Below are 23,277 nucleotides of genomic sequence, written 5' to 3'. Positions count from 1 at the left end.
ATCCTCCTATACCGTATGTTCAAGGGAGGCGTCCGCGCCCTTTGGCCCTGTCGCTTTGGAATGGGTCATTAAATATCGAGCATATTCGAGCGGGCGGTTGACCGACTGGAAAGCGCACTCTGGCTGACGGGTCTGAAAAAAGGAGGCCCGCCCAGGTCGGGAATTAACCTCCAATAGCCAGATGTTCCCGATCCGGTCAATACCGTAATCAATTCCCAACTCGCCAAGGCGGCCATAACGTTCCTCCAGCGCCCTGGTAATGGTCAAGGACAGCGTCATCATCTGCCTGATGATGAGACGCGTGGTGTCCGCGCCAAATTGTTCACGAAGGTAAGGCTCAGCAGGATGGGCTTCGCCTCCACCGTGCAGATTAGAAGTCAGGGTTCCTTTTCTGCCTTCTCTTACGGCAAAGCCCGTCAGGCACCAATAGCCGTTGCCATCCTTTTGCATGAGTGCGCGAACATCAAAGGGATGATTGCTTTGGCTTGTTAATTTCAAATAAGGCTGCACGATATAAGCGCGTTTGTGTGCAATTCCGTGGATCCATGACAATCCTGCATCCAATTCGGAAAACGAGCGCCGGAACGGGCGGTTACGGGAGTCTCTACCCTGTACAAGTAGTCCCTGCCCTCCTTCTGCCAGCCGGAGATACAGTGTGCTCTTGCCATGTGTTCCGGTCTGTGGCTTCATAAACAGCTCCGAATGGCGTCGTAGCCATTCCACAAGCTGAGTCGTGTCCCGGTAAGGCGCCGTAGGCGGCACAAAGGGACGCACTTTATCTACCGCATGCAAAGCGCGATACACCTGCCATTTGCCAGGTAAGTTACGCGACCAGTAGATGAGCTTGCGCGATTTTTGCTCCGCCATGTCTTCCAGTGTGCGCCTGACATTCTGGCTCTCGTGGACATGGAGACAGCGGTTATACACAATGTCCGGCAACGGAAAGCGGCCGGATGTCCATACTCCGTTACGATAAACATAACCTCGTATGGAGTGATCTTCAGGTGAGACTCCTTCGGCGGTAAACGCCATTACGCTAAGACCAGAGCGCCTGCCCAACAGACTTAGCCTGCGGCAAAAATCGGCTTCGGTAATAGGGGGAGTGACGGCCTGATTCCGGCTAACAAGCACGCCCAGCGTACCTGGCACAACAAGAGACACCGACAACAGCTCCTTTGGCAGCCAGACTCTGGAAGAGATGAATTCATTTGAAGCCGGCTGAATAACAGCAGTATTCAATCATTTTTTTAACGGACGGGCGAGTTTTCTGATCATTTAACGGCGTGTTGTCATTCTTTGATGGCTTAGAATTGACCTCCAGCAACCAGATGCGCCCTGTGCTATCTATTGCCAGATCAATACCAAATTCCGCGAAATGGGCGGGAATTTCTTTTTCCACTCCGCTTGCGATATCCAGTGCTGCTGTTTTCAGAGAGGTATGCCCATTCGATTTAACGGTTGCGGGCAGCGTGGTTTTGGCAAGTGCTTCCTTGACTGTGCTCAGCGTGCCGCCTCTTGCCAGATTGGACACAAAGTGGCTTCCTCCAGCGATCCGGGCGACAATGGATGTTACGGTCCAGGTTCCGGACGAATTTTTCTGTACAAGCGCACGAAAGTCGACCGGACGCTTACCGTGATCAATCAAGGTAAGTCCCTGTTGGAGTTGAAAGCGTGTTGTTTTCATTTTTCCCGCTAAGCTTTTGTACAGCTTATCTACGTTGGCATACGTTTGCTTGCGGGGCGTGCCCGCTGTTGTGGATAACACCGAAAAGGTGCCATCGGTTTGCTTGTTAATGCGCATTATGCCTTTACCTAAGCTTCCGCGCACTGGCTTGAGAAAAACAGCGGGATACTGGTTGCACATTTTTTTGAAAACAGCAAAGGTTTGCAGCAAGTGGGACTCGGGTAAATACTTGCGCAGGGAAGAATTTGATTTAAGCGCATCAAATACTTCATTCTTATCCAGAAACTTTTCGTTAAAAATGGTCGTGCCGTACTGCGATTTTACTTCTTTCATGAAATGCTGTACGCTAGTTCTGTTCTCGAGTTTACGGGAGGTAAGACGATTATTGACGACATCGCCGGCGGGCATGACCGTCTTTTTCCAGCCTCCGTCATACACCCATCCCTGAACTCGCCCGGGCTGACTTCCGATATGCTCCGGGGTGAAAAAATACACATATGCTCCTTGTCTGCGGCATTCCCCGACTAGTTCACGGCAAAACAGGGTGATCGACCCGAAAGGCTTGTCGGGCTGTTCGGGATAGTCCCGACTGACCAGCACGCTAATAAGTGGGCCCACTCGAAGTGTCCGGCGACCTCGGCTGTAGGTTACTCGCAGATCACAATTGGCATGAAGCCCCATTTTTCGGGCTAGCACGCTTCCCACACGTAGGCCGCTGTAGCGGGGCACCGATATGACGGTAACCTCTTGGCGGAACGAACCGAAGGCGAGCTGAACGGGGTGGCCAGCGGATATTTTCCATTTGCGAAGCAGGGACTCGCCGACCATGAGTACGTCATCCTGCAAGATGCCCGATCCGATGATTTGAATCGTTGTTTTTTTGATGGACATCGTGGATCTCCTTCCGGGCAGCAACTTGATGTCTTGAAAGTAACGGGAAACGTGAATGGGCTGTAATAGCACTGATTCATCATATGAGGACATATATCCCTTGGTGATTGACGGACAATGTGAAATGTTGACACTAAACTTGTATTGGAGGAATAAACAATCATGAACATCTATGACAAAGCCCATGATTTAGCGAAAGCATTGAAGGAAAGCAAAGAGGTAGAGGAAATTACGTCAGCGATGAAGCTGATCGAAACCGATCCAGAAGCCAAGAAAATGCTCGACGATTTCCGTGAACGCCAAATGGAAGTACAGCAACGGATGATGAGCGGCGATATGCCAGCACAGGAAGAGATGGAAAAGATGGAGAAGCTGTTTGAGGTACTTAGCTTGAACCTCAACATCCGACGCCTGTTCGACGCTGAACGCCGCTTGAGCGTGATTATTGAGGATGTTAACAAAATTATTGCAGACAGTCTTCAAGATTTGTACGGTTCATCTCTGTAAGTTTGTCTCATATTCCTTCCTGTCCTCTCATAGACTAGATACATAGAGTCACAGGGAGAGGAAGGGATACGATTGGGTTCTTTTAAAAAATGGAAACACGGTTTGTACACACTGATTGCGCTGGCTATGGTCTTGGTTGCGTTACCACGCATCTCGCTTGCAGGCGGTTTGAACTGGGTCAACGGCTTTGGGATAGTATGGGTACTTTTTGCGCTGCTAGTCATCGGGGCGAACATGCATTTTTTGCTGGGTGTGGATGAGGAAAAGCGCAAAACGCTGGAGCGTGTGCGGCGGGCCAAAATGCAGCAGTGGCAGATGAAATGGGATAAAAAAGCTGACAAAGGTAGCATGCAGTGAGTTTTTTTTAGCTTGTCCTGGGCTTGCCCCTAGATACAAATCAATCATAGTAAGAAGCGGTCCTTGTAATAGAGGGGATCGCTTTTTTGCTATTTCCGAAGCAGAAAACTCAAAATGAACAAAGGTCTAAAATAAAGGGATTTTGTGCTATAATAGATACAGAATGATACAGATTGAACGTTGGGGGTGTAACAGAGTTGGACGGGCTAGATGAAACAGTTACGAAGCATGAGCAGCTATTGCGACATATCGAGCAGTTGAAAATAGGCTCCAAAATTTCTGTGCGCAGGTTGGCTAAAGAAATGAGCGTCAGCGAAGGAACGGCCTATCGGGCCGTGAAGGAAGCCGAGAACCTGGGAATTGTCATTACCAAGGAAAGGATCGGAACAGTACGAGTAGAGAAGCGTCCGCGCGGCTTGTCCGAGCAGCTGACCTTTGCAGATGTCGTGAATATTGTAGAGGGACATGTGCTGGGCGGAAGTGAGGGGCTGGAGAAGCCCTTGCACAAGTATGTTATTGGGGCGATGCGCGAGGAGGCTATGGCCCGTTATATTGACGCTGGCAGTTTGCTGATCGTTGGTAACCGTGAGGATGCGCATTCACTTGCATTGGAGCAGGGGGCAGGTGTGCTGATTACAGGAGGATTCGGTACGAGCCGAGAGGTTAAGCAGCTCGCAGACAAGATCAGTCTGCCGATTATTTCCTCACGCCATGATACTTTTACAGTGGCATCTATGATTAATAGAGCCATATTTGACCGCTTGATCAAAAAGAAAATTATGCTGATTGAAGACATTGCGGCAGGCAAACCGAAAACGTTGACCTTGAAAATCAACAGCACGCTTACCGAGTTTGAAGAACTTTCGGTGACGACTGGACATCATCATTTTGCAATAGTGGATGAATGGAATCGTTTAATTGGTATCGTCAGCCGCAAAGATGTGGAGGGGCTTCAACCTGAGCATACGATGGATAAATGTCTGATCCGCAATCCGATAACGGTCACTTACCAGACCTCGCTGGCTTCAGCCGCGCAAATGATGGCGTGGGAAGGTGTGGATTACTTGCCGGTCGTGGACCGCAACCGCAAGCTGCTCGGGTCCGTTACACGGCGTGAGGTGCTGGAGGCGCTGCGTAACGCCCAAAAGCAGCCACAACTTGGCGAGACGTTCGACCAGCTGATCTGGAACGGGTTTGCTGAGGAGCGCAATGAGGATGGATCGTTATTTTTTCGCGGTTTTATCATTCCGCAAATGGCGACCAATTTAGGTACGATCTCGGAAGGCGTACTGGTCAACGTGATGACACAAGCGGGCTACCGGGCAGCTAGAGACATGACCGGCAAGGATTATGTGCTGGACAATTTGACGACTTATTTTATTAGACCCGTACAGATAGAGGATGCTGTCGTTCTTCGTCCGTTGTTGCTTGAGATGAGTCGCCGCACCTGCAAGCTAGAAATTGCAATTTCACGGGAAAATCATTTGGTATGCAAAGCAGTGATGACGCTTCAATCCATTGAACATGGTTAGTCTACCAATGGATTGGAACAAGGTGTGAAGGCGAATAGATCGACTTAGTGGCTTTCAGGCAATCTTTCTTTTGCTTCCAGCCAAATTTGCAGCACACCTTCCATTACAAGCATCGTTTTGACCTGGATCGTATACTCCTTGTCACGAACGGTGTATTTTTTTTGGTGCAGCAACATACGTACCAGCTTGCTGTCAGAGTCAATCTCAAACATATCTCTGCCACGCAGCACCTCCAGATCACGACTGACACGGCGCAGAAGTTCCTTTAGGTTAATAGAATCAATTTTTTCGGCCGAAGCTTCCTCCGGAATCAGCTTGATCTCTTTGACAACGGTTTGGCGCTTGCTGTATTTGCGCAATGTTTTGTTGTCCTCCTCGGCTTGCTGGAGCTGGAATTGAAGATCCTGGTTGTTCGTCCATAGCTGATTGAAGCTGGCATGCCAGATGGCATTGTAGATCATTCCTCCCGTAATCATACCGAGTACAAAGACGGAGGATAATTGCATAAAAGGGCGCAGGCGCTCAAAAGGGGGGACTCTCATAGTCGTTTCACCTCACGGCCGTCCGTTGCCGCATACCCACTTGACCAGCTCTGCACCCATATGAGCGCCTAAAAAGGCGAAAATCAAATACAATATCTGCTTAATGGCAGGTGACAAATTACCATCTAACATATTGCTTTCAATAACCCGGATCGGGTCCATCGTCCCCCCCACAGCGGCGGCAAGCGCCCATATTTTAATTCTTCCAGCAACCTCCAGCATGGTCTGGGTAGGCGGCTGAAGCGATACCACAGCTCCCATTCCGCCGAGCATGGCTCCCCCGAGCACGATGCCGAAGGCAATGAAGAAGTCGAGAATCGCTTTGGATATAAAAGTGCTCATGCTCTTTTCCTCCTTAGGTATACGAATCAGGACGGCGCTTGTCCGCCGAGGTCTGTACTTTTTATTCTATGGGCGCTACTAACGCGGATATGATAAAATAGTTTGAAGAAAATCAAGCGGTGAAAGGAAGAGAAGCGCATGAGTTCATTTGTGCATTTGCATGTTCATAGCGAGTACAGCCTGCTGGACGGCGCGGCTCGTACCGCGGAGTTGGTCAAACAGGCATCAGCTTACGGAATGAAGGCGCTGGCCCTTACAGATCACGGGGTCATGTACGGTGCCATTCCTTTTTATAGAGCGTGTGTAGAGAACGGCATTAAGCCGATTATCGGGTGTGAGGCCTATATGACGGCAGGATCGCGCAAGGAGCGTGGCAGCCGGAAGGATCAGCCCATATATCATTTAATTTTGCTCGCCAAAAATAAAACAGGCTATCAAAATCTGATGAAGCTGTGCTCCATCGGCCATTTGGAGGGCTTTCACTACAAGCCGCGCATCGACATGGAGGCTTTGGCTGCCCATCATGAAGGCATCATATGCCTGAGCGCTTGTTTGGGCGGTGAAGTGCCGCAGCATTTACTGCATGGTCGGGAAGCTGAAGCACGACGAGCAGCGGAGCGATATCGTAACATTTTTGGCGATGATTTTTATCTGGAACTCCAGGATCATGGTCTATCGGAGCAAAAACGCGTAAATCCTCTCTTGATCGCACTGGCGAAGGAACTGGATATTCCACTGGTGGCGACGAATGACGTGCATTACTTGACTGAGCCAGATGCAGACGTGCAGGACGTTCTGATCTGTATCGGGACAGGGAAGACAGTTGACGATGAGGAGCGCTTGCGTATACCAACACGTCAGTTGTATCTGAAAAGTCAGGAGGATATGGCTCGTTTATTCCCGCATGTGGCAGAAGCCATCGCCAACACGGTGCGTATTGCTGAAAAATGCGAACTGGAGCTGGAATTCGGTCAATCCATTTTGCCTGAATATCGTCCGCTGCCGGAAGGAATGACCTCTTCTTCCTATTTACGCAATTTGTGCGTGCAAGGGCTGGAGCATCGCTATGGAAGCGATCCCGGATGGGAGCAGCCGGAAGAACGGGAAAGGCTGAACCAACGGCTAAACTATGAGTTAAATACCATTGACAGTATGGGTTTCAGCGATTATTTCCTGATTGTATGGGATTTTATTGCCTTCGCTCATAAGCATAAGATAGCAACGGGACCGGGGCGGGGTTCCTCAGCAGGCAGTTTGGTTGCCTATGTGCTTAACATCACGAATGTCGATCCGATGAAATACAACCTGCTCTTTGAACGGTTTCTGAATCCCGAACGAATTAGTATGCCGGATATAGATATTGATTTTAGTGATGAACGGCGTGACGAGGTTATCGACTATGTAGTACAAAAGTACGGAAATGAGCATGTAGCGCAAATTATTACCTTTGGAACGCTGGCGGCAAGAGCCGCTGTCCGTGACGTCGGTCGTGTATTGAACGTGCCATATGGCGAGGTGGACAAGGCAGCCAAGCTGATTCCGGCGCAGCTAGGCATTAATATCCGTCATGCGTTGGAAATTACCCCGGAGCTGAAAACGCTATATGAAACGAAGCCCAAGACACGTGAACTGCTGGATATGGCGATCAAGGTTGAAGGAATGCCTCGTCATGCTTCGACACATGCAGCAGGTGTTGTCATTTCGCGGACTCCATTGACCGATGCGGTTCCGCTTCAAGAGGGGAGTGAAGGGGTACCTTTGACGCAGTACTCGATGGAAAATCTAGAGCGCATTGGTTTGCTTAAAATGGATTTCCTTGGGCTGCGTACACTCTCCATTATTGAACGGTGCATACACTGGATTGCGGAAGACCATGGAGAAACGCCTGATTTTAGCCGTATTCCCGATAATGATCCACATACCTATGACTTGCTAGGCAAAGGAGATACAGGAGGCGTATTCCAGCTGGAGTCGGCTGGTGTACGCCGGGTACTCAAGGATTTGAAGCCGAGTGTATTCGAGGATATCATTTCTGTCCTGGCTTTGTATCGTCCGGGCCCGATGGGATTTATTCCTAACTTTATACAGGCCAAACATGGTCAGATTGAGATTTCTTATCCGCATCCTGACCTGGAACCGATCTTAAAGGAAACGTACGGTATTATTGTGTATCAGGAGCAAATCATGCAGATTGCTTCGCGCATGGCGGGTTTTTCCCTGGGAGAAGCCGATCTGTTGCGCCGGGCTGTGTCCAAGAAAAAGCGCGAAGTGCTGGATCTGGAGCGCGGGCATTTTGTCGAAGGCAGTATCAAGCAGGGATACACGGAGGAGGAGGCCGGAAGGGTTTACGATATGATTGTCCGTTTTGCTGACTACGGCTTCCCGCGTGCCCATGCAGCTGCTTATGGTGTGCTAGCATTTCAGACGGCTTATTTAAAGGCCCATTATCCGGTACAATTTATGGCTTCAATGCTGACAGCGGTGATGGGAAGTCATCGAAAAGTGGCTGAATATGTTGTCGAATGCCGTCGTATGGATATCGCAGTGTTGCCACCTGATGTGAATGAGAGCGGGGTGCTGTTTACTCCGTTACAGCAGGGAGGCATCCGCTTCGGCCTGGCTGCGATTAAAAATGTCGGCACACAGGCGATGGAGAGCATTCTCGCTGTTCGCAAGGAACGGCCTTTCGACAGCCTGCTCGATTTTTGTCGACGTGTCGATTTGCGGGTATGTAATAAGAGAGTAATTGAATCGCTTATTCAGGCAGGGGCCTTTGATTCGTTGACGGGTCATCGGGCACAGTTGCTTGCCATGCTGGATGAAACGGTGGATGCAGCCGTCAAATGGCGCAAGGAACGGGATGACTTACAAATTGATATGTTTGGTTTTGTGGAAATGCCCAATTGGGATATCGAATATCCCAATGTACCCCAATTTAGTGCCAGCCAGCAATTAGAGCTGGAACGTGAACTGCTGGGACTTTATTTATCGGGGCATCCGTTGGATGATTTTGAGTCGCTGTTGGAAAGCAGCGAGGCGGATCGTTTGATGGAGCTGGGCGATGTCCCCGATGAAACGGTTGTTGTGACTGCAGGCATGGTAGTGTCACTCAAAACGATTACGACCAAGCAGGGTAAGGCTATGGCCTTTATTGAGCTGGAGGATCAGATTGAGCGCTGTGAGGTTGTGCTGTTTCCTGAGGTATGGAAGCGAAGCCAGCAGTGGATTGAAAAGGGAGCTTTGCTTACGCTTCGAGCCAAGATGCAGCAGCAGGACGAGCACTTCAAGCTCCTTGCGGATGAGACCGCCCCGCTGGCGGAAGACTCGCTGGCACGGCTCCTCCAGCGCCGACGTGCCAGTACGCGCTCGTCCGCCACAGCTGGAGCATCCGTACCAGCTGCTGGCCCTGCTGCTGGCGGCGCGGGTGGGAGAGCGTCGCGTATGTCGTCTCCGCCTTCGACAGCCACTGCATCTGCTTCGCCTCAACCGAAGGCGGCCCGTCCTGTGACGGCTACTTCACCGCGCGGAGCCGAAGCGGCTCGCGGTGAGCAGGTGCCGGGCCCGCGCAGCGTGGAGTCGACCACTCGTCAGCGGGTGTTTGTCAAAATCACCCGCCAGGCCGAGGAGGACGCCAGCTTGCTGGTCAGTCTCAAGGCACTGCTACAGGAGCATCCCGGTGCTATGCCTACCGTGCTTTTTTATGAGAGCAACCAGCGTCTGCTTGCGTTGAGCGATGCTTACAACATTAAGCCTTCTCCTCAGCTTTTTGATCAAATGGAGTCGATGTTGGGTGAAGGCACGGTGAAAGTCAAATGATAGGCACACAGCAAAGCGCCCTTATTGTAACGGTTTAATGAACATTTTCCTTCCCTCCAGCATACACTTGGAAAACTGGCGGAACAGGAGATTCAACACGTACCCTGCACCATAAGGTCCCGTACGGTGAAAGAATAGAACTGCACGGTGAAAGCGGGAGGGAAATTATGTCCTATGAATATGCAGAAACTTTGTTAAATCGCAGAGGCATTCGGATCGAGTCCATTGCGGACATTGTTTTTCAGCTTCAGCTAAAATATTATCCTCATTTGACGATGGAAGAATGTATAGACAGTGTCAAAGCGGTTTTGCAAAAGCGCGAGGTTCAATATACGTTGCTCACAGGTATTGCGCTTGATGAACTGGCCGAAAAAAAACTTCTTCCCCAGCCATTGCAAGCCATTATGGAGGCTGACGAACCGCTGTACGGAGTGGACGAGACACTGGCTCTTGGAATTACGAGTGTGTACGGTATGATCGGCTTAACCAGTTTTGGTTATCTGGATAAGGAAAAGACGGGGATTATTGAACAGCTGAACCAAAAAGGCAGTGGTATTCATGTGTTTTTAGACGATCTTGTCGCCGGACTGGCTGCCGCTGCTTCTTCGCGCATTGCACATCGGAGCCTCCATGCTAAGCATTATCCTGCATCATTGGATGCTTAATTGACCTGTGTGGACAGAGTTGATGATTTTCTAGGCCCTCCGACGGAACTTGAATGATCAGGAGGGCTTTTGTTGCGGGAAAAAAGTAAGGTATGTTATCATGAGTCTATTATATGGGCTCAAAACTTGAGGCTTAGGGGGTAGAAACAAGGCATGTGGACGGTGATTTATATTGCACCGACGGCCAGACTGGCTGACATGATTAAGCTCAAACTGTCTGAAGAAGGTTTTATGGTGCAGGCCCGGGCCATCAGCGCATCCAAGCAACAGTTTGAGATACTTGTGCCTTCGGGTGAAGTCGAAGAAATACAGGAAGTGCTTAATTCGATTTTGCGCCCTTGAGTCCGGAACGGCGGAAGTGATACAGCAGCATGAGTGGAACAAAGGATGCACGATCGGCGGTAATGTTTTAGTAACAGGCGTTGACGTGTGTATGAACATAATGCTTAGAGGTGCCGCATAGACGGCAGAGGACCTTGTATCGGTTACGGCTGACAAATAAACGGCTGGAGAGGTGTAGTTGTGTTTAAAGATTTATTCCAAAAGAAGCGTAAATACGCGACCATCCCTTCGGAACGGGCGCTGAGCGGCGATCAAGCGGACATGCCGGATCGTCCCAAACGGGAAATTCCCGAAGGTCTTATGACCAAATGTGGCAAGTGCGGAAGTATTCAATACAGCAAAGAACTAGAGAAAAATTTGAAAGTGTGTCCGGTGTGCGGATACCATATGCGTTTGAATGCAATGGATCGCATTCGCATGGTGCTCGACGAAGACACATTTACGGAATATGATGCAGATATGATTTCGGTTGACCCGCTGGACTTTCCGGGATATGCGAGCAAGCTGGAGCAACAGACCCTGAAATCTGGCTTGCGAGAGGCTGTCGTTACAGGCGACGGCCTTATTTATGGACATCCTGTTGTCGTTGCTGTGATGAGCTTTGACTTTTTTACCGGCAGTATGGGTTCGGTCGTAGGAGAGAAAATTACCCGCGCCATTGAGCAAGCAATAGACAAGCGTCTGCCGCTAATTATTTTCTCAACTTCTGGCGGGGCACGTATGCAGGAAAGTATTTTAAGCTTGATGCAGATGGCCAAAACAAGTGCTGCTCTTGCTCGTCTGGATGAGCAGGGCTTGCTCTATATTTCTGTTATCACCGACCCGACTACAGGCGGAGTATCCGCCAGCTTTGCTACGCTTGGAGATATTAATATTGCGGAGCCAGGAGCTGTATTCGGCTTTGCAGGGCGTATTGTAATTGAACAGACAATCAGACAGAAGTTGCCGGATGATTTTCAAACATCCGAATTTAATTTGCAGCACGGACAATTGGATATGGTTGTACACCGCAAGGAACTGCGTGATACCCTCGGGCAACTGCTTGATCTGCACAGTGTGAAAGGGGTGGAATAGATGGCTGGTGAATTGCCTTATGAAAAGCCCCTGGTCGAGATGCGACAGAAGATCGAAGAACTCAAGCAATTCGGACAGGATAAGCAAATTGATTTTACAGATGAAATCAACCGTCTCGAGGACCGTTATCTCGAGATGGAAGAAGAAATATATTCGAACATTACAGCACCACAAAAAATGCATTTGGCCCGTCATCATCAAAGACCAACGTCTCTTGATCTGATTGAGCAGGTGTTTACGGACTTTATTGAATTACACGGCGACCGCTTGTTTGGAGACGATCTGGCGGTTGTGGGCGGAATTGCCAAGCTAAATGGTATTCCGGTGACCGTCATTGGTCAACAGCGTGGTAAGGATACGAAAGATAACATTGCACGTTTCTTTGGTAGTGCTCATCCGGAAGGATTTCGTAAAGGCTTGCGTCTTATGCAGCAGGCTGATAAATTCAAACGCCCTATTATTACATTCATTGATACGAAGGGCGCTTATCCGGGTAATACAGCAGAGGAGAGAGGTCAATCGGAAGCGATTGCCCGCAACTTGCGGGAGATGGCAAAGCTTTCGGTGCCTGTTATTTGTGTGGTCATCGGCGAGGGTGGAAGCGGCGGTGCGCTTGCGTTTGCAGTTGGTAACCGTGTGCTGATGCTGGAACATGCCATTTATTCGGCCATTTCTCCAAACGGTGCTGCCTCGATTCTATGGAAAGATGCTTCCAAGGCCGATCAGGCAGCTGAAGCCATGAAGATTACGGCTAATGACCTCCTGCGCATGGAAATTATCGAGGATATTGTGCCGGAGCCGAAAGGAGGCGCGCATCGTAACTATGAAGTGACCGCTGCCGCAATCAAGGAGCTATTGGAACGTCATTTGGCAGACCTTACGAATATGAGCTGCGATGAATTGAGGGAAGATCGGTATCAAAAATTCCGAAAAATAGGTCAATACACCTTCTTGAAGTCTTCGGAATCTGAGCCTATGTTGTAATACGCTGTAAACGGGTAACAATAAATATGACGAACTTCCTATACAAATAGGAAAAAGTGTAGTAGATTTAATTGTTGGAAAAAGATATAAAGAGTAGCACCTTTGAAAACGGAGGAAAAACCCAAATGCGCAAAACTAAGATTGTATGTACCATCGGTCCTTCCAGTGAGTCATTGGAAAATGTGAAGAAACTGATTTTGGCTGGTATGAACGTAGCCCGCCTGAATTTCTCTCACGGTGATTTCGAGGAGCATGGCAACCGGATTAAAAACATCCGTCAAGCTTGTAAGGAACTTAACAAGAACGTTGCTATTTTGCTCGATACGAAGGGGCCGGAAATCCGGACAGGAAAGCTCGAAGTTGAACCTATTGAGCTTGTTCAGGACGAGTTCATTACGCTGACAACGGAAGAAATTCTCGGTACGCAAGATCGTATTTCTATTACGTACAAAGATCTTCCCTCGGACGTGGAGCCCGGCTCCACCATTCTGATCGACGATGGTCTGATCGGACTCACCGTTATTGAAGTATCAGGCACTGAAATCAAATGCCGCATTGTTAATGGCGGAACGATCAAGAGCAAGAAGGGCGTTAACGTTCCAGGCGTCGCTATTTCTTTGCCTGGTATTACGGAAAAAGATGCTAATGATATCATTTTCGGTATTGAGCAGGACATTGATTTCATCGCGGCTTCTTTTGTTCGTAAAGCAAGTGATGTGCTGGAAATCCGCGAATTGCTGGCGAAACACAACGCAAGTCATATTCAAATCATCTCCAAAATAGAAAATCAGCAAGGTGTTGACAACCTGGATGAAATTTTGGAAGCTTCGGATGGCCTGATGGTTGCTCGTGGTGACCTCGGTGTGGAAATTCCTGCTGAAGAAGTGCCTCTGGCGCAAAAATTGATGATTAACAAATGTAATGTAGCTGGCAAGCCTGTTATTACGGCAACACAAATGCTGGATTCCATGCAACGTAACCCGCGTCCGACTCGTGCGGAAGCAAGTGACGTGGCGAATGCTATTTTTGACGGAACAGACGCAATTATGCTGTCCGGCGAAACAGCTGCGGGTAAATATCCGGTAGAATCCGTATTGACGATGTCACGTATTGCAGAAAAAGCTGAGTCTTCTCTGAACTACCGTGATTTGTTCAAGAAACAAAGAACGGCTCAAGAAATTAGTATTACAGAAGCAATCAGTCAATCTGTTTCTATTTCTGCACTTGACCTGCATGCCAAAGCGATCCTGACGTCCACACAAAGCGGAACAACGGCGCGTATGATTTCTAAATACCGTCCTGAAGCTCCGATTGTTGCTGTTACAACACAGGAAAGAACAGTTCGCCGTTTGGCTCTGATCTGGGGCGTACATGCAGTACAAGGCAGACCAGTCGTTGACACAACAGATAGTCTGTTTGACAATGCGCTGGAAGGCGGTCGCAAATCTGGCCTCGTTAAAGAGGGCGATTTGGTTGTGATTACTGCGGGCGTACCTCTTGGTGATTCCGGTTCTACGAACCTGATCAAAATTAGCTGCGTTCCAGCACAAGCGTAATTAAAGTCTCGAAATAATACCGAGGCTGTATGTATTCGTTACAACAAGCAAAAGAGCATTCAAGTCAATAAGACTTGGATGCTCTTTTTTTATGCTCTCTAGCTTTTCATTTCCAGTCCTTCTCGTCGTATGAAATCAAGGAATGCCTGTTGCGTCAAGTTCATGTGTGTATCTTGTTGGTACACGATGTTTATTTGATAATGACTCCTTTTGTTATCACCCTCGGGATAAGGAAGCCATTCCACCGAGGGAACAGCATTTTCATTATTATCGACTCCACTTGCAGGAAAGAAGGCAAGCGCTTCTCCGCCGCTTACGACTTGCTTTACCGCTTCCCAAGAGTTGATTTCCAGATGAGGCTTAACTAGCGAGGAATACTGATCTACAACTGATGAACCGCTATATTTTACCCATGTGTGCTTGTCCAGCATATCGGGTCCATCGAACTCCTCTGATATGGATGCAGGTGCAAGTGCAGATGCAGAACGGATAACTCCTACTTGATCTGAAGCCACTGGCTCTGCCACCGTATACTCTGAAAGAGAATCTCTATCGTCGAGAAAAGCAAAATCAATTTCTCCCTGTTTCAGTAGCTGCTTAATGGCATCCGGGGATTGAATCTCCAACTGAATACGACAATCTGGATATCGTTGAGCAAACTTAGCCATCAAAGTGGGGAGGAGATACGTACCTGATATCGACTCTGCACTCAGATGTAATTGACCCTGTGACTCTTCTGTCAGTTCATCTACAGCTTGTCTAGCTTCTTGCTCCAGAGAGATGATCTGTTTTGCGTAAGGTAATAATTTTTTTCCAGCTTCCGTTAGCATAATCCTGCCTTGTTGAAGAGAGAATAGGGAAACACCCATTTCCTTTTCCAAGCTTTTCATATGAAAGCTGACGGTAGGTTGTTTGACTTGCAAAGCTTCGGCCACATCCGTTGCCTTATGGAATTTGTCGATCAGCATCAAGATACGCAATTTTAGAATATTCATGGAATCCAGCAGCTCTCCTTATATGTCGTTCATATGTGAATTTCAAACTATAGATTAATTATATACCGAAAAATAATTTATCTATCAATATTTTATATTTGTTTTACAAAACCACGTCGTTCGTCTAACATTCCAGGCCTACAATGTAAAAGTGTTGATGGTCATAAATAAAAAACCGTCACTTAACTAAGGGGAGGACAATAAAAAATGTTGAAAAAATGGCCGTTCATTCTGATGACTCTCACCATGGTATTTGCACTTGCAGCTTGCGGATCAGGTAACAATGCTGCACCACAAGGAGAAGCTGCTACAGGAACAGACAATAAAGCAGCTGCTGAACTGACAGGAAATATTCTGGCTGTTGGCTCCACTGCACTTCAACCATTGGTAGAGCAAGCGGGACAAAAATTTATGGCTGTCGATAAATATAAAGGCATTGCAGTTCAAGTACAGGGCGGCGGTAGCGGTACTGGCTTGACTCAAGTTTCCGGCGGACAAGCGGACATCGGTAACTCCGACGTGTTTGCAAAAGAAAAACTGGAGAGCGGCGCAGATGAACTGGTCGATCACCAAGTAGCTGTTGTAGCCATGTCAGCGGTAGCGAATCCTAAAGTAGGCGTTACAGACCTGAAAAAAGATCAATTGGTACAAATCTTTACAGGTAAAATCACGAACTGGAAAGAAGTTGGCGGTGCAGATCAAAAAATCGTTATCGTAAACCGTCCAAGCAGCTCCGGTACTCGTGCAACATTTGAAAAATACGCATTGGGACAAAAAACGGAAGATCTGCCGGGCTCCATTCAAGAAGATTCCTCCGGTACTGTGAAAAAACTGATTGCTGAAACACCGGGTGCGATTGGTTATCTGGCTCTGTCCTACATCGACAACACAGTAACTACTTTGAAATATGATGGCGTTGAAGCTAACGTTGAAAATGTAGAACAAGGTAAATATCCAGTATGGGCTTACGAGCATATGTACACTAAAGGTGAGCCAAAAGAGCATGTAAAAGCATTCCTTGACTACATTCTGTCAGATGAAATCCAAAAAACGGATGTCGTAGACTTGGGATACATTCCAGTAGCAGGTATGCAAGTGAAACGTGATGCTGACGGTAATATCACGAAATAAGGAGAGTCACACCTCCTGTTCGATGAACGCAGCTAACGCGAGTATATTCACGAAGAAGAGGCGGACTAGCGTCCTGCCTCTATTCTTCGGTTAAAGGAGTTACAGTATGGAACCAATTGAAGGGAAGGCATACATGGAACAGAATAAACGATCCCGAGTTATGAAAGAAAGACATTACTGGGAAGAATGGACCGGCCGCATATATACGTCGGTTTGTGTCGTTTTTTTAGTTGCAGTCATTGTCTCCATCGTATATTTTGTTGCCTCCAAAGGTGTAGCTACATTTGCGGTGAATGGAGTCAGTCTGCGAGAGTTTTTCTTTGGAACCAAATGGAGCCCGGATGGCGAGCCTAAGTCCTTCGGAGCGCTTCCGTTTATTACGGGTTCTTTTGCAGTAACCATACTGGCGGCTTTAATTGCCAGTCCGCTCAGCTTATGTGCGGCTTTATTTATGACGGAAATCGTGCCGAAATCGGGTAAACGTATCCTTCAACCCGCGATTGAATTATTATCTGGTATTCCGTCGGTTGTATATGGCTTTGTCGGCTTGACCGTCATCGTCCCGCTGCTGCGGAACGTGTTTGGAGGACAAGGCATCGGCATTCTGGCAGGTTGCCTAGTGTTGTCAGTCATGATTTTGCCGACGATTACGAGTATTATGGCGGATGCGTTGTCTTCCTTACCGGGGGGGCTGCGTGAATCCTCTTATGCTTTGGGTGCTACCCGCTGGCAGACAATTGCCCGTGTTATTATTCCGACGCTGTTGCCTGCTCTTTTAACAGGAATTATTCTCGGTATGGCTCGTGCCTTCGGAGAAGCGTTGGCTGTACAGATGGTAATCGGGAATGCTCCGCACATACCGCATTCCTTGCTGGAATCCGCTTCGACCTTGACCAGCGTCATTACGCTTAGCATGGGGAATACAGCGATGGGCTCCGTTCATAACAATGCTCTCTGGAGCATGGCGCTTGTTCTTCTGCTCATGACATTCATTTTCGTGCTGCTGGTAAGGCTGCTTGAAAGGAGAAACCGGGTTTGATGAAAGCTAAAACGACCGACAAGATCGCTACATTTGTAATCTGTTTCTTCGCCTTGTTCATTGTTGCACTTTTGGTGGGATTACTGGGCTTCATTTTGGCCCGCGGAGTCAGTCATATTTCTTTTGACTTTTTAACCAGTGCTCCCCAAACATTACGTGCAGGCGGTGGCATTGGCCCACAGCTATTTAATTCCGTATTTTTGTTAATCTTAACTTTGATTATCACCATTCCGATTGGCTGGGGCGCAGGTATTTACATGGCGCAATATGCAAAGCCGGGGAAAATTACGGACTTTATACGACTTGTCGTCGAAGTATTGTCCTCGTTCCCCTCTATCGTCATCGGATTGTTTGGACTACTACTTATCGTAAATACGTTTGATTTTGGCTTTTCCCTCTTATCAGGAGCCTTGGCTTTGGCCGTATTCAACCTGCCGCTGATGGTTCGCACAACTGAGCAGGCTTTCCGAGCTGTGCCGAAGGAGCAAAAGGAAGCTGGACTCGCGCTTGGATTATCCAAGTGGAAAATCATCACCTCCATTTTGTTGCCAGCTGCGCTGCCAAGCTTGATTACGGGTACGATTTTGGCCGCAGGCCGTATTTTCGGGGAAGCCGCCGCATTGCTGTTTACAGCAGGGATGAGTACGCCGCCGCTTGATTTTACCGATTGGAATCCATTGCATGCCAGATCGCCTATTAACCCGATGCGACCTGCTGAAACATTGGCTGTTCATATTTGGAAGGTCAACAGTGAGGGGATTGCTCCTGACTCCAAAGATATTGCTGCAGGCGCTTCTGCCGTACTGGTGCTGCTTGTGCTTGCATTCAACTTGAGTGCAAGATGGTTCGGAAGAGTTGTATACCGCCGTCTGACAGCTGCCAAACGTATGGATTAGAAAGGGGATGGAGAACAATGGAACATGTGATTACGCGAACGGCAAAAACCGCCGCACCAGCAACATCCGTTCAGTCTACGCGTTCGGAACAGCTTGCGGGGCAACCGCCGCATCCGTTCAGTACTGAGGATTTGAGTATTTATTATGGCAGCTTTGAGGCTGTGAAAAAAGTGAATCTGGCCTTTCCCGAGCAGACTGTGACTGCCCTGATCGGGCCTTCCGGCTGCGGTAAATCGACCTTTTTGCGCTCCCTTAATCGAATGAATGATGAGATTGCATCTTCCTCTACAACGGGTCACATCTGGATGGATGGACAGGATTTGACAGCACCGGAAACGGACGTGATCAAGCTGCGTCAGCAAATTGGCATGGTGTGGCAGCGTCCCAACCCTTTTTACAAATCTATTTACAATAATATCGCCTTCGGTCCCAAATACCGTGGGGTGCGTAAGAAGAAACAGCTTGATGAAATCGTCGAAAGCAGCCTGCGTAAAGCAGCATTATGGGATGAGGTCAAGGATCGCCTTCATGACTCCGCTCTGGCGCTGTCTGGCGGGCAACAGCAGCGGCTTTGCATTGCACGTGCACTATCCGTTCAACCGAAAATTCTATTGCTTGACGAGCCAGCCTCCGCGCTGGACCCTGTGTCTACAGGCAAGGTAGAAGAGCTCATTACCGAATTAAAAAAAGAACTGCGCATCGTTATTGTGACGCACAATATGCAGCAGGCTGCACGAATTTCCGATTATACTGCTTATTTTTATATCGGAAGTCTGGTTGAACATGGGAAAACGAACGATATTTTCACGAATCCTGAAAATGAGCTGACTCAGGAGTACATCATGGGTCGATTTGGTTAAGCGATGTTGCTCATCGACCTACTATATATTAGCTGCACGTAAAATCCTCTTACTAATCCAGCATTAGTAAGAGGATTTTTATTGTTTTCAACGTTTTGTAACTTTTTTAATCTATTAGTAAATTAAAATATATTGATCGTTTGGATATATTTTCATATAATACAACTAACTATTTATCATGCATAAATAGTGGTTCAGTTCCCTTCGCTATCAAAAAGAATCTTCAGCAAGAATATATAGGGTTAAACTGAACGCAATTACCCAACTCAAAATAAGGGAGAGGTTCAAATGAAGAAGAAGATGTGTCCAACCGTAAAGATGATAGCGCTCTCAAGTTTGGCGATTACAGTAACGTCAGGACTCCTAAGTCCCTCATGGGCTGCGGCACAGGAGATGGTGCCGGCTACATATGATTCAGGACGTGAATCGGCGACTGCTTCTTATGAGCTTACCACAGATTCAGCTGTGGGACGGGACGTTTATGGTGACGGTGTAAATTCAGGTGTTTTGGATCGTGAGCAATTATTTGGGCTGTCGGCTGTGACGAAGCCAACCGCTGTTGTGAATACAGACAGCCTCCTGAACAAAATGCGCGACTTTAGCAAGTTCTCTACGGGAAATACATCCAAGGATACTACACTTGCCTTAAATATTGTATCCTGGCAATTACCACATGGCGGATTCTTCAAAGCTATGGAAAAGAATTATAAATCCAAATGGGATGGCAAAACTGCACGCTCCACATGGAAGAGCAAGGATGGTGTTGAGCTCGGAACGTTCGATAACGAGGCCACGACAACCGAGATTCGCTTTTTGGCGGATGTATACAAAAAAACAAAAAATAAAGACATTAAGAACAGTGTACAAAAAGCAATTGACTTCGTTTTAACCTCTCAGTATTCCTCCGGTGGCTGGCCGCAAGTATACCCTAAACGTGGTAATTATTCCGATGCTGTAACTTATAATGATGATGCGATGGTTAGAGTTATGGTTTTGGCTGACGATATTGTGAACAAGAAGCAGCCGTTTGATAGCGATATTTTGGACGATGCATCTCGCTCCAGACTTCAGCAAGCGCTAAACAAAGGTATCCAGTACACAATTAAGTCTCAAATTGTAAATAATGGTACACCGACAATCTGGGGTGCACAGCACGATCCGGCTACTTATGCATCTGTTGAAGCCCGGGCATTTGAGCTACCTTCCAAAACAACTACGGAATCAGTAGGCATTACTGCTTTTCTCATGTCCCAGCCGCAAACCGCTGAAGTGAAAAAAGCGGCTCAGAGCGCTTTGAAATGGTTCGACGCGAACCGAATCGACGGTATCAAATACAATCGTCAAGGTCCGGAGTTTTTTCAAAAGGATGCATCGAGCGTAATGTGGTATCGTTTCTATAATGTGGAAGACAATAAGTATTTCTTTTCAGACCGGGATGGCAAAAAGTATACCGACATCATGAAAATTAGTGAGGAAAGACGACTTGGTTACGCCTGGGCGGGAAGCCAGGCTAAGAGTTTGCTTAAGCTGGCTTCGGATAGCGGATATTATAAACTGTCCAAGCCGTTGCCACAATAATAAAGGCATTATTATATATGATTTGCGAGGGTGGACCGGTCGGTCTGCCCTCTTTTTGTTCCTGGGCTGTAAATATGGTTTAATGGAGAGAGGGCAAAATAGAGATAAAGATGCACAAAGATAGGAGAGCTTGTATGACTCAAGAGGAGAAACAAACGGAATTACGCTGGTATGGCGCACCGCTACGTGTCCGTTATCAGGAAAGCGACCAGATGGGGGTCGTATATCATGCAAATTATTTGAACTGGTTTGAGATCGGGCGTACCGAAATGATCCGGCAGGCGGGCTTTAACTATCGGAGCATGGAGGAACGAGGAGTCTTGCTGCCAGTTATTGAAATCAATGCGAAATATGCGAGTCCTGCTCGATATGATGATTTAATTACCATTTATACGGCAATTACGGACTTCTCTAGACTACGTCTAAACTATACCTATGAGGTTCGACGGGTAACGGACGATGAGCATCAAAGGTATCTGGGAAAGGTATGGACCCAGGCAGACACGCTACCGGGAGAACTGCTTGTCACAGGGATGACACGTCATGTATGGTTGAACACCGAATGGAAGCCTGTTCGACTAGATCAGGCGCTACCTGAGCTGTACACTGCATTAAGGTTTGCTTTTACAGGCGGGGAGGGGCAGAAGTCATGATGATGCGTAAACGTCTATGGCTGTTGCTGCTGCTCATTCCTTTGGCGGAGCTGTACGGGTTTATATGGGTAAGTCATTGGATTGGAGCGGGCAAAACGATTTTACTCATCATTCTGACGACCCTAATCGGGGCTGCCATGATGCAATTTGAAGGTCGTAAGGTGATTGCCGATGCGAAAAATGAAATGAACCGGGGGCAAATGCCCGGCCGTAAAATGCTGGATGGATTATGTGTCTTTTTCGGTGGGAGCTTGCTGCTTATCCCCGGATTTTTAACAGATATTATTGGTTTTACGTTGGTATTCCCTTTAACACGAGCGTTGTACCGCCGCTTTTTATTGAAGTGGCTGGAGAAAAAAATGAAAAACGGCAGTATTACGTTTCGGCGATTTTGACGTGAGCTGCCGTTTTTCCTATCCATGATCTAGCGGACTCTTCCAGCGAGAATATAGTTGCGCAAGTCCTGAATGACATTCGCACGATTCAGTGCATCAACGACAATTAGTGATACAGGTCCGATAATTAATCCTAAAACGCCAAATAGCTTGAGCCCGATGAACATACCGATGAGGGTGGGAAGCGGGTTCAAGCCCACGCTGCTGGCCAGCACCTTAGGCTCCACGATCTGTCGTCCAATCAACAGGATGATATAAAGGATCGACAATCCTACCCCTAGTGCCAAATTACCAGACATATACGCATACAGTATCCACGGAATCATCACAATGCCAACCCCCAAATAAGGTAGCAAGTCCACTAGCCCGATCATCAAACCGATGGTAAAGGCGGATTCCACACGCAATATGAACAGCCCAACAATGACTGTTAATGCCGTAATGGAGATGATAATAAACTGTGCACGCAAATAGCCGTACAGTGCTTTACGCAGATCGTGCCATATATCCGACAATGGTTTGCGAATCGTATCAGGAACCGTATTTGAGAGCATCCGACTATGTCGGTCCCAGTCCTTACTAATAAAAAAGGCTGCTAATACAATAACCATTAGAACTGCTCCCATATTAGGCAGAGAGGTTAGCAAGTTCAAAACTCCATTAAAAAATTGAGCGACTAGCGTAGTGACAGCCGAACTCACGGTTTGAGTTGTCTTATCAATATTACTGTTAATGGTATGTTGGTAATCCGGATTATCCCGGATAAAATGGTTAATTTCAATAATTACATTTTGAATCAAATCGCTTTGTGTCCAATCGATAAACAGACTTTTAAAACGCTCAATATGTCCGTCGAAAGTCATGGCCAACTTTATAACTTCTCGGACCATGCGGGTGATTGCCGCAGAAAGGATAATTGCAATTCCACCTAAATATACAAATAATGAGACCGTGACAGCCGTCCAACGTGGCATACGGGCTTTGTTACGCAGAAAACTAACCAGTGGATTCATGGCATAAGCCACAAGCCAGGCGAATAGGAAAGGATAGATGAGAGGGAAAAGCGCATATATGCCCAGTAACAGAGCTACAATCACGATTGCCACCCATATAGCACGAAATATGCGATTCAGGATTAATCGGCTCAAGCTCTCACGGCTCCTTTCTTTTGCGATAGTTTTTCATAAAATAAATGCTCTACTATACATATGCGGGAAAGTGGGGAGACAAGACCTGTGTAAAAAAGTGCAAATAAATCAATATTTTTTGTAAGGGGTTTCAAAAATTTATTTATGGAAGCGATAAAACATTTGAATGTGTTGGAATAGCCCTCAATGTTCACATAAACGACAAAATCCAGTATAGTGAAAGAAGGTTTAAATATTGACATATGGCGTTAACATTACTCAGCTATTTAAAAGACATATCTTACTTTTGA

Annotated in this window: 22 protein-coding genes; 16 read left to right on the top strand and 6 right to left on the bottom strand. The window is 47.5% G+C overall.

The genetic code is table 11. From position 1 onward, the window contains the following. Window positions 1-6: 6 nt before the first annotated feature. Both MHB54_RS04635 and MHB54_RS04630 read right to left on the bottom strand, forming a co-directional pair. Window positions 7-1,161 (bottom strand): YheC/YheD family endospore coat-associated protein, encoded by a 1,155-nt coding sequence (locus MHB54_RS04635; RefSeq protein ID WP_069080141.1) that lies wholly within the window; start codon window positions 1,159-1,161, stop codon window positions 7-9. A gap of 43 nt (window positions 1,162-1,204) precedes the next feature. Beyond that, window positions 1,205-2,575, bottom strand: a complete 1,371-nt coding sequence (locus MHB54_RS04630) for a YheC/YheD family endospore coat-associated protein (RefSeq protein ID WP_023987902.1) — start codon at window positions 2,573-2,575, stop codon at window positions 1,205-1,207. 162 nt (window positions 2,576-2,737) lie between these two features. Between MHB54_RS04630 and MHB54_RS04625 the strand changes: the two genes are divergently transcribed. The 3 genes from MHB54_RS04625 (at window position 2,738) to MHB54_RS04615 (ending at window position 4,971) form a co-directional block, all read left to right on the top strand. Beyond that, complete coding sequence (locus MHB54_RS04625; RefSeq protein WP_013309578.1) at window positions 2,738-3,082, top strand: YlbF family regulator; 345 nt, start codon at window positions 2,738-2,740, stop codon at window positions 3,080-3,082. Window positions 3,083-3,154: 72 nt separating this feature from the next. Further along, window positions 3,155-3,439, top strand: coding sequence for a hypothetical protein (locus MHB54_RS04620; RefSeq protein WP_013309579.1), 285 nt, complete (start codon window positions 3,155-3,157; stop codon window positions 3,437-3,439). Window positions 3,440-3,636: 197 nt separating this feature from the next. Beyond that, window positions 3,637-4,971 carry a DRTGG domain-containing protein gene (locus MHB54_RS04615; protein WP_013309580.1) on the top strand — a complete coding sequence of 445 codons (1,335 nt, stop codon included), beginning with the start codon at window positions 3,637-3,639 and terminating at the stop codon, window positions 4,969-4,971. A 44-nt stretch (window positions 4,972-5,015) separates the two neighbouring features. Here MHB54_RS04615 and MHB54_RS04610 read toward each other — a convergent pair whose 3' ends face one another. Then, the gene (locus tag MHB54_RS04610; RefSeq protein WP_023987904.1) at window positions 5,016-5,513 is read right to left on the bottom strand and encodes a hypothetical protein; all 498 of its coding nucleotides are present in this window, start codon (window positions 5,511-5,513) and stop codon (window positions 5,016-5,018) included. A 12-nt stretch (window positions 5,514-5,525) separates the two neighbouring features. Next, window positions 5,526-5,855, bottom strand: coding sequence for a YtrH family sporulation protein (locus MHB54_RS04605; protein WP_013309582.1), 330 nt, complete (start codon window positions 5,853-5,855; stop codon window positions 5,526-5,528). A gap of 138 nt (window positions 5,856-5,993) precedes the next feature. On the opposite strand from MHB54_RS04605, the gene MHB54_RS04600 reads away from it, so the two are divergent. The 6 genes from MHB54_RS04600 (at window position 5,994) to pyk (ending at window position 14,292) form a co-directional block, all read left to right on the top strand. Further along, window positions 5,994-9,671 carry a DNA polymerase III subunit alpha gene (locus tag MHB54_RS04600; RefSeq protein ID WP_264453960.1) on the top strand — a complete coding sequence of 1,226 codons (3,678 nt, stop codon included), beginning with the start codon at window positions 5,994-5,996 and terminating at the stop codon, window positions 9,669-9,671. Between the two features lie 167 nt (window positions 9,672-9,838). Further along, window positions 9,839-10,336, top strand: a complete 498-nt coding sequence (locus tag MHB54_RS04595) for a phosphatidylglycerophosphatase A family protein (protein WP_023987905.1) — start codon at window positions 9,839-9,841, stop codon at window positions 10,334-10,336. A 153-nt stretch (window positions 10,337-10,489) separates the two neighbouring features. Then, window positions 10,490-10,678, top strand: coding sequence for a hypothetical protein (locus MHB54_RS04590; RefSeq protein ID WP_013309585.1), 189 nt, complete (start codon window positions 10,490-10,492; stop codon window positions 10,676-10,678). 180 nt (window positions 10,679-10,858) lie between these two features. After that, a complete protein-coding gene (gene accD, locus MHB54_RS04585) occupies window positions 10,859-11,752 on the top strand; it encodes an acetyl-CoA carboxylase, carboxyltransferase subunit beta (protein ID WP_013309586.1) in 894 nt (297 codons plus the stop codon). Next, window positions 11,753-12,736: an acetyl-CoA carboxylase carboxyltransferase subunit alpha gene (locus MHB54_RS04580; RefSeq protein WP_023987906.1), complete on the top strand. Its 984-nt coding sequence runs from the start codon at window positions 11,753-11,755 to the stop codon at window positions 12,734-12,736. It begins immediately after the preceding gene. 125 nt (window positions 12,737-12,861) lie between these two features. Further along, complete coding sequence (gene pyk / locus MHB54_RS04575) at window positions 12,862-14,292, top strand: pyruvate kinase (protein WP_023987907.1); 1,431 nt, start codon at window positions 12,862-12,864, stop codon at window positions 14,290-14,292. Window positions 14,293-14,390: 98 nt separating this feature from the next. On the opposite strand, the gene MHB54_RS04570 is transcribed toward pyk, so the two are convergent. After that, window positions 14,391-15,287, bottom strand: a complete 897-nt coding sequence (locus tag MHB54_RS04570; protein ID WP_264453959.1) for a LysR family transcriptional regulator — start codon at window positions 15,285-15,287, stop codon at window positions 14,391-14,393. A 207-nt stretch (window positions 15,288-15,494) separates the two neighbouring features. On the opposite strand from MHB54_RS04570, the gene MHB54_RS04565 reads away from it, so the two are divergent. The 7 genes from MHB54_RS04565 (at window position 15,495) to MHB54_RS04535 (ending at window position 21,839) form a co-directional block, all read left to right on the top strand. Then, entirely contained in the window at window positions 15,495-16,418 is a 924-nt protein-coding gene (locus MHB54_RS04565) for a phosphate ABC transporter substrate-binding protein PstS family protein (protein WP_025722004.1), read from the top strand. Between the two features lie 106 nt (window positions 16,419-16,524). Continuing rightward, window positions 16,525-17,457, top strand: a complete 933-nt coding sequence (gene pstC, locus MHB54_RS04560) for a phosphate ABC transporter permease subunit PstC (protein ID WP_013370343.1) — start codon at window positions 16,525-16,527, stop codon at window positions 17,455-17,457. Next, window positions 17,457-18,353 (top strand): phosphate ABC transporter permease PstA, encoded by an 897-nt coding sequence (gene pstA / locus MHB54_RS04555; protein WP_023987910.1) that lies wholly within the window; start codon window positions 17,457-17,459, stop codon window positions 18,351-18,353. Before pstC ends, pstA begins: the two co-directional genes overlap by 1 nt. A 17-nt stretch (window positions 18,354-18,370) precedes the next feature. After that, window positions 18,371-19,213, top strand: coding sequence for a phosphate ABC transporter ATP-binding protein PstB (pstB, locus tag MHB54_RS04550; protein WP_023987911.1), 843 nt, complete (start codon window positions 18,371-18,373; stop codon window positions 19,211-19,213). Window positions 19,214-19,501: 288 nt separating this feature from the next. Then, a complete protein-coding gene (gene pelA / locus MHB54_RS04545) occupies window positions 19,502-20,791 on the top strand; it encodes a pectate lyase (RefSeq protein WP_028542895.1) in 1,290 nt (429 codons plus the stop codon). A gap of 134 nt (window positions 20,792-20,925) precedes the next feature. Beyond that, on the top strand, window positions 20,926-21,444 hold the full coding sequence (locus MHB54_RS04540) for an acyl-CoA thioesterase (RefSeq protein WP_023987913.1): 519 nt from the start codon (window positions 20,926-20,928) through the stop codon (window positions 21,442-21,444). After that, the gene (locus tag MHB54_RS04535; RefSeq protein ID WP_013309596.1) at window positions 21,441-21,839 is read left to right on the top strand and encodes an FxsA family protein; all 399 of its coding nucleotides are present in this window, start codon (window positions 21,441-21,443) and stop codon (window positions 21,837-21,839) included. The genes MHB54_RS04540 and MHB54_RS04535 overlap by 4 nt, the downstream gene beginning before the upstream one ends. A gap of 29 nt (window positions 21,840-21,868) precedes the next feature. Here the strand turns inward: MHB54_RS04535 and ytvI are convergent, their stop codons facing one another. Continuing rightward, complete coding sequence (gene ytvI, locus MHB54_RS04530; RefSeq protein WP_028542894.1) at window positions 21,869-22,987, bottom strand: sporulation integral membrane protein YtvI; 1,119 nt, start codon at window positions 22,985-22,987, stop codon at window positions 21,869-21,871. Window positions 22,988-23,277: the final 290 nt, after the last annotated feature.

It is taken from the genome of Paenibacillus sp. FSL M7-0802 (genome assembly GCF_038004945.1).
Lineage (GTDB): Bacteria > Bacillota > Bacilli > Paenibacillales > Paenibacillaceae > Paenibacillus > Paenibacillus polymyxa_B.
The sequence above is the reverse complement of the archived record's forward strand: the minus strand, read 5'-3'. Positions and strand labels throughout refer to the sequence as shown.

What these genes read in the sequence shown, in the direction of transcription:
- MHB54_RS04630 (WP_023987902.1), bottom strand. Translation starts at nt 2,575, where the DNA reads ATGTCCATCAAAAAAACAACGATTCAAATCATCGGATCGGGCATCTTG.
- MHB54_RS04625 (WP_013309578.1), top strand. Translation starts at nt 2,738, where the DNA reads ATGAACATCTATGACAAAGCCCATGATTTAGCGAAAGCATTGAAGGAA.
- MHB54_RS04610 (WP_023987904.1), bottom strand. Translation starts at nt 5,513, where the DNA reads ATGAGAGTCCCCCCTTTTGAGCGCCTGCGCCCTTTTATGCAATTATCC.
- MHB54_RS04605 (WP_013309582.1), bottom strand. Translation starts at nt 5,855, where the DNA reads ATGAGCACTTTTATATCCAAAGCGATTCTCGACTTCTTCATTGCCTTC.
- MHB54_RS04600 (WP_264453960.1), top strand. Translation starts at nt 5,994, where the DNA reads ATGAGTTCATTTGTGCATTTGCATGTTCATAGCGAGTACAGCCTGCTG.
- MHB54_RS04595 (WP_023987905.1), top strand. Translation starts at nt 9,839, where the DNA reads ATGTCCTATGAATATGCAGAAACTTTGTTAAATCGCAGAGGCATTCGG.
- MHB54_RS04590 (WP_013309585.1), top strand. Translation starts at nt 10,490, where the DNA reads ATGTGGACGGTGATTTATATTGCACCGACGGCCAGACTGGCTGACATG.
- MHB54_RS04580 (WP_023987906.1), top strand. Translation starts at nt 11,753, where the DNA reads ATGGCTGGTGAATTGCCTTATGAAAAGCCCCTGGTCGAGATGCGACAG.
- pyk (WP_023987907.1), top strand. Translation starts at nt 12,862, where the DNA reads ATGCGCAAAACTAAGATTGTATGTACCATCGGTCCTTCCAGTGAGTCA.
- MHB54_RS04570 (WP_264453959.1), bottom strand. Translation starts at nt 15,287, where the DNA reads ATGAATATTCTAAAATTGCGTATCTTGATGCTGATCGACAAATTCCAT.
- MHB54_RS04565 (WP_025722004.1), top strand. Translation starts at nt 15,495, where the DNA reads ATGTTGAAAAAATGGCCGTTCATTCTGATGACTCTCACCATGGTATTT.
- pstC (WP_013370343.1), top strand. Translation starts at nt 16,525, where the DNA reads ATGGAACCAATTGAAGGGAAGGCATACATGGAACAGAATAAACGATCC.
- pstA (WP_023987910.1), top strand. Translation starts at nt 17,457, where the DNA reads ATGAAAGCTAAAACGACCGACAAGATCGCTACATTTGTAATCTGTTTC.
- pstB (WP_023987911.1), top strand. Translation starts at nt 18,371, where the DNA reads ATGGAACATGTGATTACGCGAACGGCAAAAACCGCCGCACCAGCAACA.
- pelA (WP_028542895.1), top strand. Translation starts at nt 19,502, where the DNA reads ATGAAGAAGAAGATGTGTCCAACCGTAAAGATGATAGCGCTCTCAAGT.
- MHB54_RS04540 (WP_023987913.1), top strand. Translation starts at nt 20,926, where the DNA reads ATGACTCAAGAGGAGAAACAAACGGAATTACGCTGGTATGGCGCACCG.
- MHB54_RS04535 (WP_013309596.1), top strand. Translation starts at nt 21,441, where the DNA reads ATGATGATGCGTAAACGTCTATGGCTGTTGCTGCTGCTCATTCCTTTG.